This is a genomic window from Microbacterium trichothecenolyticum (assembly GCF_000956465.1).
Classification (GTDB): Bacteria; Actinomycetota; Actinomycetes; order Actinomycetales; family Microbacteriaceae; genus Microbacterium; species Microbacterium trichothecenolyticum.
The window spans coordinates 84,678-99,764 of the sequence record NZ_JYJA01000034.1 but is presented as its reverse complement, the minus strand read 5'-3'; the positions used below and the strand labels follow the sequence as shown (position 1 = coordinate 99,764).

The 15,087-nt window shown below is 69.5% G+C and carries 16 protein-coding genes; 14 read left to right on the top strand and 2 right to left on the bottom strand.

From position 1 onward, the window contains the following. The first annotated feature begins 3 nt into the window (after positions 1-3). From RS82_RS10080 to RS82_RS10060, 5 genes are all read left to right on the top strand, one after another. A complete protein-coding gene (locus RS82_RS10080) occupies positions 4-468 on the top strand; it encodes a cell division protein SepF (RefSeq protein WP_045298951.1) in 465 nt (154 codons plus the stop codon). A gap of 9 nt (positions 469-477) precedes the next feature. Beyond that, entirely contained in the window at positions 478-777 is a 300-nt protein-coding gene (locus tag RS82_RS10075) for a YggT family protein (protein ID WP_045298949.1), read from the top strand. Between the two features lie 135 nt (positions 778-912). Then, positions 913-1,485 (top strand): DivIVA domain-containing protein, encoded by a 573-nt coding sequence (locus RS82_RS10070; protein WP_045298948.1) that lies wholly within the window; start codon positions 913-915, stop codon positions 1,483-1,485. 3 nt (positions 1,486-1,488) lie between these two features. Then, on the top strand, positions 1,489-2,286 hold the full coding sequence (gene lspA / locus RS82_RS10065; protein WP_396653202.1) for a signal peptidase II: 798 nt from the start codon (positions 1,489-1,491) through the stop codon (positions 2,284-2,286). Between the two features lies 1 nt (position 2,287). Then, complete coding sequence (locus RS82_RS10060) at positions 2,288-3,208, top strand: RluA family pseudouridine synthase (RefSeq protein WP_045298947.1); 921 nt, start codon at positions 2,288-2,290, stop codon at positions 3,206-3,208. Between the two features lie 27 nt (positions 3,209-3,235). Here the strand turns inward: RS82_RS10060 and RS82_RS10055 are convergent, their stop codons facing one another. Beyond that, positions 3,236-3,712 (bottom strand): NUDIX hydrolase, encoded by a 477-nt coding sequence (locus tag RS82_RS10055; protein ID WP_045298946.1) that lies wholly within the window; start codon positions 3,710-3,712, stop codon positions 3,236-3,238. An 80-nt stretch (positions 3,713-3,792) separates the two neighbouring features. Between RS82_RS10055 and RS82_RS10050 the strand changes: the two genes are divergently transcribed. The 7 genes from RS82_RS10050 to RS82_RS10020 all read left to right on the top strand — a co-directional run bounded on the left by RS82_RS10050 (position 3,793) and on the right by RS82_RS10020 (position 12,498). Further along, positions 3,793-4,362 carry a GNAT family N-acetyltransferase gene (locus RS82_RS10050; RefSeq protein ID WP_045298945.1) on the top strand — a complete coding sequence of 190 codons (570 nt, stop codon included), beginning with the start codon at positions 3,793-3,795 and terminating at the stop codon, positions 4,360-4,362. Between the two features lie 9 nt (positions 4,363-4,371). Beyond that, a complete protein-coding gene (locus RS82_RS10045; RefSeq protein ID WP_045298944.1) occupies positions 4,372-4,821 on the top strand; it encodes a hypothetical protein in 450 nt (149 codons plus the stop codon). A 157-nt stretch (positions 4,822-4,978) separates the two neighbouring features. After that, positions 4,979-8,449, top strand: a complete 3,471-nt coding sequence (gene dnaE, locus RS82_RS10040; protein ID WP_045299187.1) for a DNA polymerase III subunit alpha — start codon at positions 4,979-4,981, stop codon at positions 8,447-8,449. A gap of 121 nt (positions 8,450-8,570) precedes the next feature. Further along, complete coding sequence (locus tag RS82_RS10035; protein ID WP_045298943.1) at positions 8,571-9,581, top strand: hypothetical protein; 1,011 nt, start codon at positions 8,571-8,573, stop codon at positions 9,579-9,581. Positions 9,582-9,611: 30 nt separating this feature from the next. Beyond that, positions 9,612-10,913 carry a histidinol dehydrogenase gene (gene hisD / locus RS82_RS10030; RefSeq protein ID WP_045298942.1) on the top strand — a complete coding sequence of 434 codons (1,302 nt, stop codon included), beginning with the start codon at positions 9,612-9,614 and terminating at the stop codon, positions 10,911-10,913. A 31-nt stretch (positions 10,914-10,944) separates the two neighbouring features. Beyond that, on the top strand, positions 10,945-11,436 hold the full coding sequence (nrdR, locus tag RS82_RS10025) for a transcriptional regulator NrdR (protein ID WP_045298940.1): 492 nt from the start codon (positions 10,945-10,947) through the stop codon (positions 11,434-11,436). An 18-nt stretch (positions 11,437-11,454) separates the two neighbouring features. Further along, the gene (locus RS82_RS10020; RefSeq protein ID WP_045298938.1) at positions 11,455-12,498 is read left to right on the top strand and encodes a quinone-dependent dihydroorotate dehydrogenase; all 1,044 of its coding nucleotides are present in this window, start codon (positions 11,455-11,457) and stop codon (positions 12,496-12,498) included. On the opposite strand, the gene RS82_RS10015 is transcribed toward RS82_RS10020, so the two are convergent. Then, positions 12,473-13,066, bottom strand: a complete 594-nt coding sequence (locus RS82_RS10015) for a DUF3043 domain-containing protein (protein WP_045298935.1) — start codon at positions 13,064-13,066, stop codon at positions 12,473-12,475. The genes RS82_RS10020 and RS82_RS10015 overlap by 26 nt on opposite strands. A 47-nt stretch (positions 13,067-13,113) precedes the next feature. Between RS82_RS10015 and RS82_RS10010 the strand changes: the two genes are divergently transcribed. Together RS82_RS10010 and erpA are read left to right on the top strand one after the other, a co-directional pair. Then, positions 13,114-14,580, top strand: coding sequence for a dipeptidase (locus RS82_RS10010; RefSeq protein WP_245619575.1), 1,467 nt, complete (start codon positions 13,114-13,116; stop codon positions 14,578-14,580). A gap of 63 nt (positions 14,581-14,643) precedes the next feature. Next, complete coding sequence (erpA, locus tag RS82_RS10005) at positions 14,644-15,009, top strand: iron-sulfur cluster insertion protein ErpA (protein ID WP_045298933.1); 366 nt, start codon at positions 14,644-14,646, stop codon at positions 15,007-15,009. Positions 15,010-15,087: the final 78 nt, after the last annotated feature.

Sequence of the window (15,087 nt, the reverse complement as noted above, 5' to 3'; positions counted from 1 at the left end):
CAGATGTCGAACCCGCTCAAGAAGACCATGGTGTACCTCGGACTCGCCGACGAGGAAGAGGTCTACGAAGAGCCGGCCCCTCAGCCGCGTGCTCGCAAGTCCGAGCAGGTCGTCGAGAAGCCGGCCGCTCCCGTGACGCCGATCCACCGTCCCGCCGTCGTGCGTCAGCCGGCGCCCGCGGCGATCAACGAGATCCTTACGGTGCACCCGAAGCAGTACCGCGATGCCCAGGTCATCGCAGAGAACTTCCGCGACGGCATCCCCGTCATCATCAACCTCTCGCAGATGAGCGACGCCGACGCGCGGCGTCTCATCGACTTCGCGAGTGGCCTGTCGCTCGGCCTCTACGGACGCATCGAGCGCGTCACCAGCAAGGTGTTCCTGCTCTCGCCCGAGAACGTCGCCGTGTCGGGCGACGGAGCGGTCGCGCAGGCGGATCCGGAGTCGGTTCCGTTCGCGCAGCCGTAATCTGGCTACGTGGCAGTCGTCCAACTCATCGCAGCGATCCTCAACCTCGCGCTGCTGCTCTATGTCTTCGTGTTGCTCTCGCGGCTGGTCCTCGACTGGATCCCGTTCTTCAACCGGGAGTGGCGTCCGCGAGGCGCGGGTCTCGTCGCCGCGGAGATCATCTACACCGTCACCGATCCGCCGATCAGGCTGTTCCGCCGCTTCATCCCGCCGCTGCGCGTGGGTGCGATCGCGATCGACTTCGGGTTCGCGCTGACGATGCTGCTGTGCTTCATCCTGCTCAGCATCACCCGCACCCTCGCAGGCTGAACCGACTCCCTCCGACCAGGTCGTCGCCTTCGACACTCTCAGAACCGATGACTATGCTTTGCTGATACGAACGGCCGCCAGCCGGCGGCCGCCCCGACATCGGCCAGCGACCAGACGCTCGAAAGAGGAATCACCATGGCATTGTCCCCCGATGACGTCGTCACCAAGCAGTTCCAGCACGTCCGCTTCAAGGAGGGTTTCGACCCGGATGAGGTGGACGACTTCCTCGACGAGATCGTCGTGGAGTGGCGTAAGGCTCTCACCGAGAACGAGGAGCTGAAGGCCAAGCTGGCGGCGTATGAGTCGGGTGCTGCCGCGCCTGCCCCGGCTCCCGCCCCGGCGCCTGTCGCCGAGCCCGCCCCCGCCGCCGGTGGCGCCGCTCCCGCCGCGAGTGCCGGCATCATCGAGCTGGCGCAGCGCCTGCACGACGAGCACGTCGCCGAGGGCATCGCGCAGCGCGACCAGCTCATCTCCGACGCCAAGTCGCAGGCCGCGTCGATCGTGTCCGAGGCCGAGACGCGCGGTCGCGAGGAGCTCTCGAAGCTCGAGCGCGAGCGCACCACGCTCGAGGGCCGCATCTCCGAGCTCCGCAACTTCGAGCGCGACTACCGCGCACAGCTGCGCAGCTACATCGAGGGCAAGCTGCGCGACCTCGAGACCACGGCGACGGCGTCCGGCGCTCAGCCGGTCTCCGCGCTGGGCCTCTAGGCCTTGTCGCGCCGACCACCCCTTCGTCAGGCGGCGGCCGGCACCATCATCGCGGTTCTCGCGGTGCTGGTGCTGGCCGCCGACCAGTTGGCGAAGTACCTTGCGCTCGAGAACCTGCCCTACCAGGAGCCGGTCGAGGTCCTCGGTGACTTCCTGAGCTTCTACCTGACCCGCAACCCCGGCGCCGCCTTCTCGCTCGGTGAGGAGGTCACGTGGATCTTCACGATCGCGCTGGCCGCCGTCGCCGTGGTCATCGCGTGGCTCGCCGCGACGCGCGTGCGCTCGCGCCTCTGGGCGGTCGCCCTCGGGCTCCTCCTCGGCGGCGTCCTGGGCAATCTCACCGATCGGCTCTTCCGCGACCCCGGCTTCGGCGTCGGGCACGTCGTGGACTTCATCAACACGCCGTGGATGTGGTTCTTCCCCGGCATGTCCCCGGCGATCTACAACGTCGCCGACATCTTCATCGTGTGCGACATGATCGCGATCGCACTCTTGGTACTCGTGGGGGTTCACATGGACGGTACGCGCGACCACGGCCGCAAGGACGAGAACAGAAGCGAGGACGACGAGACGCTCCTCGGCGCCGAGGGCGACCAGTTCGCCTCCGGCGGCACCGTGGAAGGCTTCGGCGACGAGTTCCCCGTCGCCGACCCGGACGCGGGCATCCCGGCCGCCGAGCGCGGGCTGCCTCCGCTCAGCGAGGCCGAACAGCACGAGGTCGAGGAAGAGGCCGAGCGCGAGGCGGAGGAGTACGAGGCCGGCCACGATCCGAAGCGGCCCGAGTCCGGCGCCCAGCTCTGACGTGGACTCGCGCAGCCTTCCCGTCCCCGACGGACTCGACGGCGCTCGCGTCGACGCGGCCCTCGCCAAGATGCTCGGCTTCTCCCGGACGTTCGCGGCCGAGGTCGCCGAGGCCGGCGGTGTGACGATGGACGGGCGGACGCTCGCGAAGTCCGACAAGCTCCGCGGCGGCGCCTGGCTCGACGTGTCGTGGGCGCCGAAGGAGGAGCCGCGGGTCGTGCCGGTGGAGGTGCCCGACCTCGGCATCGTGTACGACGACGACGACATCGTCGTGGTCGACAAGCCGTCGGGTGTCGCGGCGCACCCCTCCCTCGGGTGGGAGGGGCCGACGGTGCTCGGCGCCCTCGCCGCCGGCGGCTACCGCATTGCGACGACCGGCGCCGCCGAGCGTCAGGGCGTCGTGCACCGACTCGATGTCGGCACGAGCGGCCTCATGGTCGTCGCCAAGACCGAGCAGGCGTATGTCGCGCTCAAGCGCGCCTTCAAGGAGCGCGAGGTCGAGAAGATCTACCACGCCGTCGTGCAGGGCCACCCCGACCCGCTCGCCGGAACCATCGACGCGCCGATCGGACGGCATCCGTCGCACTCGTGGAAGTTCGCGGTGACTCCCGACGGCAAGGACTCCGTCACGCACTACGAGACGCTCGAGGCGTTCCCGGGAGCCTCGCTGCTCGAGATCCACCTCGAGACGGGACGCACCCACCAGATCCGCGTGCACATGGCGGCGCACCGGCACCCGTGCGTCGGCGATCCGCTCTACGGCGCCGACCCGACCATGTCGGCGCGGCTGGGCCTCACGCGCCAGTGGCTGCATGCCCACGAGCTCTCGTTCGCGCATCCCGCGACCGGGGACTGGGTGACGTTCACGTCGGAGTATCCGGCCGACCTGGCGCATGCGCTCAGCGTGCTGCGCGGTGACTGATCCCGCCGTGCCCGGCTGCGCGAGCGCTCAGCGTCCGCCCTCGAAGCGCGCGGCCCCGTCGCCGAGGAGCGCGGAGTCGATCCGCCGACGCATGTCGGCATCGATCTCGGCGGGCAGCGCGTGGAGGTCGAACCACCCGACTTCGGTCATCTCGCCGTCGGCGGGGTACGGCTCGCCCGACACCCACGCGCACCGGAACGTGAGGTCGAGGTAGTCCGCCTGATCGCCGTTGCCGTAGACGATGCGCGGGATCTGGTGCACCCAGGCAAGTCGCTCGACGCGGCAGACGACACCGGCCTCCTCGCGCGTCTCGCGCACAGCTGCGTCTGCGGGCTCTTCGCCCGGGTCGACGATTCCCGTGATCGGCGTGAGCCAGCCGTTGTCGCTGCGACGGCCCAGCAGCACCGCGCCGTCGCGGATCACGACCGCGGTCACGCCCGACAGGGACAGCGGGTGCGTGCCGACCTTCTCACGCAGCTCGAGGATGAAGTCCGGGGTGGGCATGCTCACACCCTATGCGGCGCGCCGGGTCCCGATCGCAACTGCGCCTGGACGATGTCGGATGCCTCGGGCAGAGTGTCGCCATGTCGATCGAGGTGAGACCCGCGATGGTCTACGAAGACGTCGCGACGATGGTGGGCCCGAAGAACCCGGTGTCCAATGTGTGCTTCTGTCTCAGCTACCGCATCCCCTCGAAGGAGAACCTCGCACTGAAAGGACCGGAGCGCGGAGAGCGCGTGCGCCGGCTCATCGACGAAGAGGGTCCGATCGGCGTTCTCGCGTACGACGGCGACGAGGTCGTCGGGTGGGCCGCGGTGGCGCCGCGCACGCGGACGCACTTCGCGACGTTCCGCAAGATCCCGCACGTCGATGAGCAGGACGTGTGGTCGCTCTGGTGCTTCCGGGTGCGGCCGGGGCATCGCAAGAAGGGCGTCATGCACGCTCTCATCGACGGTGCCGTCGAGTTCGCACGCGACCAGGGCGCCCCTGTGCTCGAGGGCTACCCCGTCGACAACGTCGGTGAGAAGGTCGATCTGACGATGGCGTACGTCGGCACGCGCCGCCTGTTCGAGAAGGCCGGGTTCGTGAAGGCCGCCGACACAGAGTCGGTGCTGTCGGGGTTTCCCCGCGTCCTCATGCGCCTCGAGCTCTAGCGTGGACGCGTGAACGAACTCCTGCGCCACCGCTTCACCCGTGCGAACTCCCTCTACCTCGACTTCGTCGATGCGGTCTCGCCGGAGCAGCTGGGCTCGCACCTGGCGGACCTCCCGTCCGACACGGTGGGGCATCAGCTCTGGTGCGTCCTCGGGGCGCGCGAGAGTTACCCGCGTGCCGCGCGGGCGGGGGAGTGGCAGGGTTTCACGAGCCCGGTCACGGCGGACGAGACGACGGATGCCGCGGCTCTCCGCGCTGCGCTGGCGCAGACCTCATCGGATGTCGATGACTGGATCGCGGGGCTGGACGCCGAGGACGAGGCATCCCTCACATATGCGCTTGCGCTGCTCGAGCACGAGACGCAGCACCACGGACAGCTCATCCGCTACCTGTACGGCCTCGGGATCGAACGGCCCGAGTCATGGCAGCGCCAGTACGCCCTCGACGAGGAGTTCTGAGACCCTGACCTTCACCCTCGAGTCGAGGGTGAAGAGACCTCGTGGCAGGAGTCCGCGACTCACGACGGATGCCGCCGCCGGTGTCGGCGGCCGAACCTAGACTCGATGCGTGGCATCCGATTCCTTCGTCCATCTGCACGTGCACAGCGAGTACTCGATGCTCGACGGAGCGGCCAAGATCGGGGCGATGACGCAGGCGGCGGCCGAGTACGGCATGCCGGCGATCGCCGTCACCGACCACGGCAACACGTTCGCCGCGTTCGAGTTCTACCGCGCGGCCCAGGCCGCCGGCATCAACCCGATCATCGGACTCGAGGCGTACGTCACGCCCGGTACCCACCGCAGCGACAAGTCGCGCGTGGCGTGGGGCACGCCCGAGCAGAAGAGCGACGACGTCTCCGGCTCCGGTGCCTACACGCACACCACGCTGTGGAGCGAGACCACCGAGGGCATGCACAACCTGTTCCGGCTGAGCTCGCTGTCGAGCATGGAGGGCTACTACTTCAAGCCGCGCATGGACCGCGAGCTCCTCCAGACGTACGGCAAGGGGCTCATCGCGACGACCGGCTGCCCGTCCGGCGAGGTGCAGACGCGCCTGCGTCTCGGCCAGTACGACGCGGCGCGCGCGGCGGCGGCCGAGTTCCAGGACATCTTCGGCAAGGAGAACTACTTCGCCGAGATCATGGACCACGGCCTGTCGATCGAGCGACGGATCATGAGCGATCTGCTGCGGCTCGCGAAGGACCTCGACATCCCGCTGGTCGCCACCAACGACTCGCACTACACCCACCAGCACGAGGCCGACGCGCACGCAGCGCTGCTCTGCGTGCAGTCGGGGTCGACCCTCGACGACCCGAACCGGTTCAAGTTCGACGGCGACGGGTACTACATCAAGCCCGCACAGGAGATGCGGCAGCTGTTCCGCGACCACCCCGAGGCGTGCGACAACACGCTGCTGATCGCCGAGCGCTGCAAGGTCGAGTTCAACACCTCGGCGAACTACATGCCCCGCTTCCCCGTGCCCGACGGCGAGACTGAAGACAGCTGGCTCATCAAGGAGGTCGAGCGGGGCCTTCATCACCGGTACCCGGGGGGCATCCCCGACAAGGTCCGCAAGCAGGCCGAGTACGAGACCGGCATCATCCTGCAGATGGGCTTCCCCGGCTACTTCCTGGTGGTCGCCGACTTCATCAACTGGGCGAAGGACCACGGCATCCGCGTCGGTCCCGGCCGCGGCTCCGGCGCGGGCTCGATGGTGGCCTACGCGATGAAGATCACCGACCTCGACCCCCTCGAGCACGGCCTCATCTTCGAGCGGTTCCTCAACCCCGACCGCGTCTCGATGCCCGACTTCGACGTCGACTTCGACGATCGCCGCCGCGGCGAGGTGATCGACTACGTCACCGAGAAGTACGGCTCCGAGCGCGTCGCGCAGATCGTCACGTACGGCACCATCAAGTCGAAGCAGGCGCTGAAGGACGCGGGGCGCGTGCTCGGCTTCCCCTTCAGCATGGGGGAGCGGCTGACCAAGGCGATGCCCCCGCCCGTGATGGGCAAGGACATGCCGCTGGACGGCATGTTCGACCCGCAGCATCCGCGCTACAAGGAGGCTGTCGAGTTCCGCACGCTGATCGAGACCGATCCCGAGGCGAAGACGGTCTTCGACCGTGCGCTCGGACTCGAGGGACTGAAGCGGCAGTGGGGCGTGCACGCCGCAGGTGTGATCATGTCGTCGGAGCCGTTGCTCGACATCATCCCGATCATGCGCCGCGAGCAGGACGGTCAGATCGTCACGCAGTTCGACTACCCGTCCTGCGAGACCCTCGGGCTCATCAAGATGGACTTCCTGGGGCTTCGCAACCTCACGATCATCTCGGACGCGCTCGACAACATCCGTCTCAACCGTGGCGAGGAGCTCGACCTCGAGCACCTGACCCTCGACGACCGCCCCGCCTACGACCTGCTGACCCGTGGCGACACGCTGGGCGTCTTCCAGCTCGACGGCGGGCCGATGCGCTCTCTCCTGCGGCTGATGAAGCCCGACAACTTCGAGGACATCTCGGCCGTCATCGCGCTGTACCGCCCGGGTCCGATGGGCGCGAACTCGCACACCAACTACGCGCTGCGCAAGAACGGGCTGCAGGACATCACGCCGATCCACCCCGAGCTCGAGGAGCCGCTGAAGGACATCCTCGACACGACCTATGGCCTGATCATCTATCAGGAGCAGGTCATGGCCATCGCTCAGAAGGTGGCCGGCTTCTCCCTCGGACAAGCAGACATCCTGCGGCGCGCGATGGGCAAGAAGAAGAAGTCCGAGCTCGACAAGCAGTACGAGGGCTTCTCCGGCGGCATGAAGGAGCGCGGCTTCGGCGATGCCGCGGTGCAGGCGCTGTGGGACATCCTGCTGCCGTTCTCGGACTACGCCTTCAACAAGGCGCACTCCGCCGCGTACGGACTCGTCTCGTACTGGACGGCGTACCTCAAGGCCCACTATCCGGCCGAGTACATGGCTGCGCTCCTCACCAGCGTCGGTGACTCGAAGGACAAGATGGCGGTCTACCTCAACGAGTGCCGCCGCATGGGCATCAAGGTGCTGCCGCCCGACGTCGGGCAGTCGATCCGGTACTTCGCGGCCGTCGGCGAAGACATCAGATTCGGCCTCGGCGCGGTGCGCAACGTCGGCGCGAACGTCGTCGAGGGCATCGTCGCCGCCCGGGCCGACGCGACCTATTCGAGCTTCCATGACTTCCTCTCAAAGGTGCCCGTGCATGTGGCGAACAAGCGGACGGTCGAGTCGCTGATCAAGGCCGGCGCGTTCGACACGATGGGGTCGACGCGGCGCGCACTCATGGAGATCCATGAGGATGCGACCGAGGCCGCCGTGCTCGACAAGCGCCGCGAGGCCAACGGCGAGGTCGGCTTCGACTTCGACTCGCTCTGGGGGGACGACGAGCCTCAGCAGGCGGCCAAGGTGCCCGAGCGGCCCGAGTGGACCAAGAAGGACAAGCTCGCTTTCGAGCGCGAGATGCTGGGGCTCTACGTGTCGGACCACCCGCTGGCCGGCCTCGAGATCCCGCTCGCGAAGCACGCATCGACGAGCATCCACGACCTGCTGGCCTCGGAGGACGTGGGCGACGGCGATCAGGTGACGATCGCCGGCCTCGTCACGAGCGTGCAGCATCGCGTGGCCAAGCAGAGCGGCAATCCCTACGGCATGATCACCGTCGAGGACTTCGACGGCGAGATCACGGTCATGTTCATGGGCAAGACCTACACCGAGTTCCAGCACATGCTGCAGGCCGACTCGATCCTCGTTGTGCGCGGCCGCGTGTCGCGGCGCGACGACGGCATGAACCTCCACGCGCAGTCCGCGTTCTCGCCGGATCTCGGCAGCATGGACGAGTCGAGCGCACTGGTGCTGATCATTCCAGAGCGGCGTGCGAGCGAGGCGCTCGTCGGCGAGCTCCTGCAGACCCTGAACCGCCACGCGGGCGAGACCGAGGTGTCGGTCAAGCTCCACAGCGGCACGGTGGCCAAGGTGTTCGAGGTGCCGCACACCGTACGGATCACCCCGGACCTGTACGGCGAGCTCAAGGGTCTCCTCGGGCCGCAGTGTCTCGGATGACAAGCGGGCGCGCGTGCGTCGGCGGATGTCGCCGCACGTCGCGCCGTCTCATCGGCGTCTCATGCGCCGTAGGTAATATCGGGTCGACGCGGGCCTCGGGAGCCCGCCGGAAGGAACGAACGTGACGGACGAGAAGCAGGACGCCAGCATCGACGAGGCGGTCGCGACCGAAGAGCCGCCGCAGTACGGTGTCGGGCCGTTCTCCATCCGCGAGGTCGCCCTCGCGGGAACGTGGATCGTCGCGTTCGTCGTGTCGTTCTTCCCGATCTACGGCCCATTCGAGTCGGCGCCGTCGGTCTGGACCGGCGGCATCGACTGGATCCTCATGATCGGCGTGCCGACCATCGCGGTGTTCCTCATCGTGCTGCGCCGTCTGTCACCGCAGGGCATCCGCCGCGTCGGCTCCCTCGGCATCGACCAGTTCGCGTCGGTCGCGTTCTCCGTCGCCAGCGTGCTCTGGCTGAGCCTGCTGTGGAACTCGTTCGTCCGCCTGTCGGTGGGGCAGATCTTCCTCGCCTCCTGGGTCGTGTGGGTGGAGTTCTTCCTCATGCTCGCCGGCGTCGTGCTCACGGTCGCCGCGCCGTTCATCGGCCCGTTCGCGCAGGACTTCCAGGGGCGCCCCGAGGTCCCGGCGCACCGCAGCGCCCGTCCGGTGCGGCCCGTGTCGCCGCGCCCAGCGCCCGTGCGCCCCGAGCCCGCCGCCGAGGCAGAGGCGGAATACACGCCCTACGCGCCCGCCGACACCGGCTCCACCGCGACGCCTGAAGCCGCGGCGAACGACGACTTCGCCACGACGGTGATCCCGATCGACGAGCAGGACGCCCCGACGGTCGAGGAGCAGGTCGCGCCGGCCCCGATCGAGCCCGCTCAGGCGCGGGAGTCCTTCGAGCACGTCGAGAACCCCACGTCCACCGTGGAACCCGCCGCGGCGACGGCGCCGCAGCACCAGGCCTTCTGGGCGCTCGTGCCCGAGGAGCGCGACATCGTGGACGAGATCGGCATCCCCGTGTTCCGCATCGGCCCGAGCGCATGGGCTCTCGTCATCGAGGACCGCGGCGAGGTGTTCGTGGTGCGCCACGAGGACGGCCGCATCGGCTACCTGCACGACGTCTCGGGCGTCACGCGCGGCTGACTCCGATCCGCCTCGCGATACCGTAGAAGGATGCTCCGGACGATCGACCTGCGCGGGCGTGCGCTCACGCCCGCGGAACTGCTCGCGACCGTTCCCCGTGCCGAGGCGGCGCGCACAGAAGCCCTCGCGACGGCCGCGCACATCGTGGACGACGTGGCTGCGCGCGGCGAGACCGCCCTCAGGGAGCAGGCGTCGACCTTCGACGGCGTGGCCGGGCACGACATCCGCGTCCCCGCCGCCCACCTCGACGAGGCGCTCGAGACGCTCGATCCCGCCGTGCGCGCCGCGCTCGAGCAGGCGATCGAGCGCGTGCGCGAGGCATCCGCCGCTCAGGTCCCTGCGCCGACGGTGACCCAGCTCGGTCCCGGCGCCCGGGTGACGCAGCGATGGCAGCCGGTGCGCCGCGTCGGCCTGTACGTCCCCGGCGGCAAGGCCGTGTACCCCTCGAGCGTCGTCATGAACGTCGTGCCGGCGCAGGTCGCGGGAGTGTCCGAGATCGCTCTGGCTTCGCCGCCGCAACGCGCGTTCGGCGGCCGTGTGCACCCGGTCATCCTCGGCGCCGCGAAGCTCCTCGGGGTGACCGAGGTGTACGCGATGGGCGGCGCCGGCGCGATCGGGGCTCTCGCCCACGGCGTGGCGTCGCTCGGTCTCGAGCCGGTCGACGTCGTCACCGGCCCCGGCAACAACTTCGTCGCCGCCGCCAAGCGCGCCGTGGCGGGTCTCGTCGGCACGGATTCCGAGGCGGGGGCCACCGAGATCCTCGTGGTCGCCGACGACAGCGCCGACGCGCGCCTGGTCGCGGTCGACCTCATCAGCCAGGCCGAGCACGACGAACAGGCCTCCGCCGTCCTCGTCACGACGTCGGAGCAGCTCGCGGCCGGAGTCCTCGAGGCCATCGCGCCCCGCGCCGCCGCGACACGTCACGCCGAGCGCGTCGCCGCGGCCCTCGCCGGCCCGCAGTCGGCGATCGTGCTGGTCGACGACCTCGCCGCGGCGACGGCGTTCAGCAACGCCTATGCGCCGGAGCACCTCGAGCTGCACCTCGCCGACCCGCGTCCCGAGGAGTTCGTTCACGCCGGCGCCGTGTTCGTCGGCGCGGATTCACCGGTGAGCCTCGGCGACTACCTCGCCGGCAGCAACCACGTGCTGCCGACCGGGGGACAGGCCCGCTACTCGGCGGGGCTCTCCGCCGCCACCTTCCTGCGCCCGCAGCAGGTCATCGAGTACGACCGCGATGCCCTCGCCGCCGTCCACGCCGCGATCGTGACGCTCGCCGAGGCGGAGGCGCTCCCCGCCCACGGCGAGGCCATCACGGCCCGTTTCGAGGACTGAGCCCGGATTCCCGGCGTAGGCTGTCTCTGCCATGCACTGCCCGTTCTGCCGCCACGCCGATTCGCGCGTCATCGACTCGCGCACCAGCGACGACGGTCTCAGCATCCGTCGCCGTCGTCAGTGCCCGCAGTGCGGAGGTCGTTTCACCACGATCGAGACCGCGAGCCTCAACGTCATCAAGCGCTCGGGCGTGATCGAGCCCTTCAGCCGGGAGAAGGTCATGTCTGGCGTGCGCAAGGCGTGCCAGGGGCGGCCCGTGACCGACGCCGACCTCGCGGTGCTCGCGCAGACCGTGGAAGAGAGCATCCGCCAGACCGGCGCCTCGCAGCTGGACGCGAACGAGATCGGTCTCGCGATCCTCGGCCCCCTGCGCGACCTCGACGAGGTCGCCTACCTCCGGTTCGCGAGCGTGTACCAGGCGTTCGACTCGCTCGAGGACTTCGAGACGGCCATCGAGCAGCTTCGGGTCGACCACGGACGCGCTCGCGCGCGCGACGAGAGCGCAACGGCCGCCACGGAGTGACCGGATAGCCTAGGAGGGATGTATCCCCTCCTCTTCCGCACCGTCTTGTCGCGCATGGACCCCGAGTCCGCCCACCATTCGGCGATGGCCGTGATACGGATGCTGGGGGTTCCACCGTTCTCTTGGGCCGCGCGTGCGATCACCCGACCTGCTCCCGAGCTGCGGACCACCGCGCTGGGGCTCGCCTTCGACTCGCCCTTCGGTGTCGCGGCCGGGTTCGACAAGGACGTGAAGGGGGCCTCGGGCCTCCACGCCCTCGGCTTCGGTCACGTCGAGGTCGGCACGGTGACGGCAATCCCGCAGGACGGCAACCCGCGCCCGCGGCTGTTCCGGCTCATCCCGGACCGCGCCGTCGTGAACCGGATGGGCTTCAACAACCACGGCGCGGAGGCCGCGGCCGCGCGTCTGCGGACGCTCCGCAAGCGCTCGCGCCGCACGGTGCTGGGCGTGAACATCGGCAAGAGCCGGGTCGTCGACGTCGCGGATGCGACCGCCGACTACGTCCGCAGCGCGACGCTGCTCGCGCCGCTCGCCGACTACCTCGTGGTGAACGTGTCGTCGCCGAACACGCCGGGGCTGCGCGGGCTGCAGGCCGTCGAGACCCTGCGTCCGCTGCTCGACGCCGTGCGCGACGCCGCGGGCGCGACGCCGCTGCTGGTGAAGATCGCGCCCGACCTCCCTGATGACGAGATCGTCGCGATCGCGCAGCTCGCGGTGGATGCCGGACTGTCCGGGATCATCGCGACCAACACCACGATCTCCCGCGACGGGCTCGTCACCGACCCCGCGACGGTGGCCGCGGCCGGCGACGGCGGGCTCTCCGGAGCGCCGCTGAAGGCGCGCGCGCTCGAGGTGCTGCGACTGCTGCGCCAGTCGGTTCCCGCCCACTTCGCGGTGATCTCCGTCGGCGGCGTCGAGACCGCCGCCGACGTGCAGGAGCGGTTGGATGCCGGAGCCACCCTCGTGCAGGGCTACACGGCCTTCCTCTACCGCGGCCCGCTGTGGGCGCGGCAGATCAACCGGGGCCTGGCGAGGCTCAGGCCGGCTTCTGACCGCGCTTGACCTGCGGCTTCGGAAGGCGGAGGAAGCGCATCTGGACGGTGCGCATGGCGGCGTACCAGCCGAGGCCCTTCTCGACCTTGCCCTCGCCGAACTTCTTCCTGACGGCGCGCTTGACGGTGATCGACGTGATCACCATGTCGCCGATGACGAAGAAGATGAAGATCCAGAGGCCCACGAACGCGTAGTACTGCAGGGCTGCGATCGGCAGGAACGTCGCCAGGATGACGAGCACCATCGCGGGCATGACCGCCTCGCCGAGGTGCCATCCGGCGTCGACCCAGTCGCGCACGAACTTGCGCTGCGCACCCTGGTCGCGCGCGGGGAGGTAGCGCTGGTCGCCGTTGGCCATGCCGATGCGGGCCTTCTCGCGCTGAGCGGCGAGATCCGCCTTGGCGCGTGCCTTCGCCTCCTTGGTGTCGGGCACGAGGGGGCGCTTGCGTGCGGCCTCCTGCTCGGCGCGGGAGGGAGTGGGGCGGCCCTTGTTCGAGGGGCCGGTGGGGACGCCGTTGAGCACGGTGCCCTCCGACGGTGCGTCGTTGGACGAAGGAGCTGCAGGTGTCTTGGCCACGGATGATCCTCGGAGTGCGGAGAAGGGGTGCACTTAAGATTACCCGCATGACCTCTGAGCTCTCCCGACAGGATGCTGTGCGCGAAGCCGCGGCTTCCGGCATCCCTTCCGCCCTCGCCGATCTCGGCAATCTCGTGCGCATCCCGTCCGTCGCGTTCCCCGGGTTCGACCCCGCGCAGGTGCAGCGCAGCGCCGAGGCGGTCGCCGAGCTCGCGCGCGAGACGGGGCTGTTCGAAACAGTGGAGATCCGCACGGCTGCCATCCCGGAGACGGGGGAGCGGGGCAACCCCGCGGTGCTCGCCACGCGGGCAGCGCGCAACGGCCGCCCGACGATCCTGCTCTATGCGCACCACGACGTGCAGCCGGTCGGCGACGAGGCGCTCTGGGAGTCGTCGCCGTTCGAGCCCACCGTCCGCGGCGGCCGGCTCTACGGCCGCGGCGCCGCCGATGACAAGGCGGGCATCATGGCCCACCTTGCGGCGCTGCGCGCGCTCAAGGAGGGCATCGGCGACGACTTCGACCTCGGTGTGGCGCTGTTCTTCGAGGGCGAGGAGGAGGCGGGCTCCCGGTCGTTCGCGCAGTTCCTCTCGGACAACGCCGATGCGCTCCGCGCGGACGTGATCGTCGTCGCCGACTCCGGCAACTGGGACGCCAAGACGCCGGCGCTCACGGTGTCGCTGCGCGGCAATACGCGCTTCACGCTCCGCGTGCGCACGCTCGAGCACGCCTCGCACTCCGGCATGTTCGGGGGAGCGGTGCCCGACGCCATGATGGCGACCGTCAAGCTACTGGCGACGCTGTGGGACGAGGACGGCGCGGTCGCGGTGGCGGGGCTGACCGAACGGGATGCCGAGACCCCGGAGTACAGCGAGGAGACGCTGCGCGACGAGGCCGGGCTGCCGGCCGGCGTCTCGCCCGTCGGCCGCGGCACGATCCTCAGCCGTATCTGGAACAAGCCCTCGATCACGGTGACGGGTATCGACGCGCCGAGCGTCGTGAACGCCTCGAACACGCTCAGCCCCGAGATCTCCGTCGTGATCAGCGCCCGCGTCGCGCCTGGTCAGCCCGCGCGCGAGGCGTACGCCGCCATCGAGGCGCACCTGCGCGCGCACGCGCCGTTCGGTGCGCAGCTGACCTTCAGCGACCAGGACTACGGCGACGCCTTCCTCGTCGACACCTCGGGCTGGGCAGTGGAGGCCGCACGCGAGGCGCTCCATGAGGGCTACGGCGTCGAGTCCGTCGACATCGGCGTAGGCGGGTCGATCCCGTTCATCGCCGATCTCGTACGCGAGTTCCCGGGCGCCCAGATCCTCGTGACCGGCGTGGAGGATCCGCACGCCAAGGCCCACAGCCCCAACGAGTCGCTGCACCTCGAGACCTTCCGCAATGCCGTGCTCTCCGAGGCGCTCCTGCTCGAGAAGCTCGACGCGCGTACGTCGCAGGCGTGGCACGACGGCTCCGGGATCGGCGCGAATGCGCCGCTCCCGGAGCCTTTGGCCAGCGGGCACGCGTAGAATCGTCGCATCCCGCCGCCTGAGTGGATGATCGATCCGGGGCGGCCCTTCCGGAGGAGTGCCATGACCGACACCGCACTGACGACCGAGCAGACCGCCCGCGAACACGGTGTGCTGCTGACCGACGCCGCCGCCGGCAAGGTCAAGAACCTGCTCGAGCAGGAGGGACGCGACGATCTGCGCCTGCGCGTCGCCGTGCAGCCCGGCGGGTGCAGCGGCCTGATCTATCAGCTCTACTTCGACGAGCGCTACCTCGACGGCGACAAGACGGTCGACTTCGACGGCGTCGAGGTGATCGTCGACGACATGAGCGTTCCGTACCTCGACGGCGCCACGATCGACTTCAAGGACACCATCTCGGAGCAGGGCTTCACGATCGACAACCCCAATGCGGCCGGGTCGTGCGCGTGCGGCGACAGCTTCCACTGATCGCTAACGATCCGATACTTTTCCGGCGGGTCCGGCGCGCTTCGATTCGCGCCCGGGCCCGCCTTTTTCCGTCTCCTC